Origin of the sequence: Streptomyces ipomoeae 91-03, assembly GCF_000317595.1 — a bacterium.
Taxonomy (GTDB): Bacteria; Actinomycetota; Actinomycetes; order Streptomycetales; family Streptomycetaceae; genus Streptomyces; species Streptomyces ipomoeae.
This window is the reverse complement of record NZ_AEJC01000472.1, coordinates 1-2,193: the sequence shown is the minus strand read 5'-3', so window position 1 is coordinate 2,193 and position 2,193 is coordinate 1. Positions and strand designations below refer to the sequence as shown.

Below are 2,193 nucleotides of genomic sequence, written 5' to 3'. Positions count from 1 at the left end.
ACCTCCATCGCTGTCTCTCCATCACCTTGCCTCACTCATTCGGGTGAGAAGTTCGGGCGAACTGGCCCGATCGGGGCAAGTGGTCGACAGAATCAGACCGGCCTTTCGGTGTCGTACACGCTGTCAGGGCCTGATGGGGGGCCAACGGCATGATTCGTATCAGGGGTGCGACTCCTGCCCGGGCCTGGTCCCGGGGGCGTCACCCTTCCGACCGGCGGTCCGTCCGCAAGGCATGGGCGTTGGGGCTCCCCGCGATGTGGGGCGCGACGGCGATCACATACAAGTGGCTCCGCCCGTCGGCCCAGCGGAAACGACTCGGTGCTCGTATCACCGACGGTGCCGTCTGCTTCGCCGTAGGCACCGGGCTCGTGCTGCACGTCCGTCAGGTGATGCTCCGTGAGGTGCGGCGGGCGCGGGAGGCCGCGGGCGTCGCGCAGGGGTTGCTGCTGCGGCCCCTGCCCGCGTGTGTCGACGGGCTGGCCACCGCCGCCGTACAACTCTCCGCCGACCGCAGGGCGGGCGTCGGCGGTGACCTCTACGAGGTGATCGCCACCGAGCACGGTGTACGGGTGGTGATGGGCGACGTACGCGGGCACGGCCTCCCCGCCGTCGGTGCCGTCGCCGCCGTCCTCGGCAGCTTCCGCGAGGCCGTCCACGACGAGGCCGAACTCGCCGGTGTCCTCGGCCGCCTCGACCGCGCCCTCGCCCGGCATCTGCGCGACCGTGCCCGAGCCGAGGACACCGAGGAGTTCGTGACCGTACTCCTCCTGGAGATCGCCCCCGACGGCGAGGTCCACGCCCTCAACTGCGGCCACCCCTGGCCGTACCTGCTGAGCGCCGGCCGAGCGGAACTCATGGCCCGCGCAGATCCGTTGCCCCCACTGGGCATGTTCCCCCTGCCTGCGGAGTTGCCGCTCACTCCGTGCGGTCACCTCCTGCCCGGAGAGGCCCTGTTCCTCCACACGGATGGAGTGGAGGACGCACGAGACACCCGTGGCCGCTTCTTTCCCCTGCCGGCGGCCTTGGCGATGGCCGTAAGGGGCCGCCCGATCTCGCCCCAGCCCGTCCTGCGGGCGGTGTTCACCCAACTCCTGCGCCACACAGCGGGAAGGCCCAAGGACGACATCGCCATACTGGTACTCCGCAACGACCGCGCCCGCGCAACGGTCTTTGGGGGCGCGAGGAACCGCGCGACCAGCCCACACCCACCCGCAGCCGGCAAACCACCCGCAGTCCCCGGTCCTCAGTCGCCCGGCTGACGCCGGAGGCGCTACGCTGCCACTCGCCGGCACCGAGCCACCGGAGGGCCTCCATGCAGCCCAACACCCTGCTCGACGCGATTCTCGACGAGGCCGGTATCTCGCACGCCGGACTCGCCGCGCACGTCAACCAGGCGGGACGCGCGCGAGGGCTGTCGCTGAGGTACGAACACACCGCCGTGGCACGGTGGTTGAAGGGGCAGCGGCCCAGAGGGCAGGTGCCCGACCTGATCTGCGAGGTGCTCGCGGCGCGGCTGCACCGGCCCGTCACCCTCGACGACATCGGGCTCGGCGTGCCGGGTGAGCCGACCAGCCAGCACGGCGCCGGTCTCTCGGGGTTCGTGGAGCGGGCCACCGCCCTGTGGCGGTCCGACGAGCAGCAGCGCGCGCATGTGCTCGGCGCTCCCGCCGTCACCGGGACGCCCGCCGTGATGCCCGTGTGGGAGTGGGAGAACCCGCCGGAGGACGTGGACGTCTCGCGCGGTGGGCGGCACCAGGTCAGCATGGCCGACATCGAGATGCTGCGGGCGGCCCGCTCCCACTACGAGCAGATGTACCGCAAGGCGGGCGGCATAGCCACGCGTACCCGGATCGTCGGGTTCCTCAACGCCGAGGCCGCGCCGCTGCTGCGCGGCAGCTACACCGACGCCACCGGCCGCCAACTGCACCGGGCCACCGGCGGGTTGGTGGCGATCGCCGGGATCTGCGCATACGACTCCGACGCCCACGGGCTGGCCCAGCGGTACTTCCACCAGGCGCTGCGGCTGGCGAAGGCGAGCGGGGACCGGGGGCTCGGGGCCTATGTGATCGCGCTGCTCGTCAACCAGGCGCTGTTCATGCGGGAGTACCGGCAGGCCGTCGCCTTCGCCGAGGCCGCGCTGCGCGCCGCCGGCCGGGACATCACCCCGGCGCTCGCCTCGGACCTGTATGCGAT

General features: G+C 71.9%; 2 protein-coding genes. Both read left to right on the top strand.

Annotated elements, in window-relative coordinates:
• The first annotated feature begins 239 nt into the window (after nt 1-239).
• Entirely contained in the window at nt 240-1,259 is a 1,020-nt protein-coding gene (locus tag STRIP9103_RS30815; RefSeq protein ID WP_309474685.1) for a PP2C family protein-serine/threonine phosphatase, read from the top strand.
• A 53-nt stretch (nt 1,260-1,312) separates the two neighbouring features.
• Nucleotides 1,313-2,193 (top strand): hypothetical protein (locus tag STRIP9103_RS30810; RefSeq protein ID WP_048821303.1); only part of this gene is annotated, 881 nt, incomplete at its 3' end.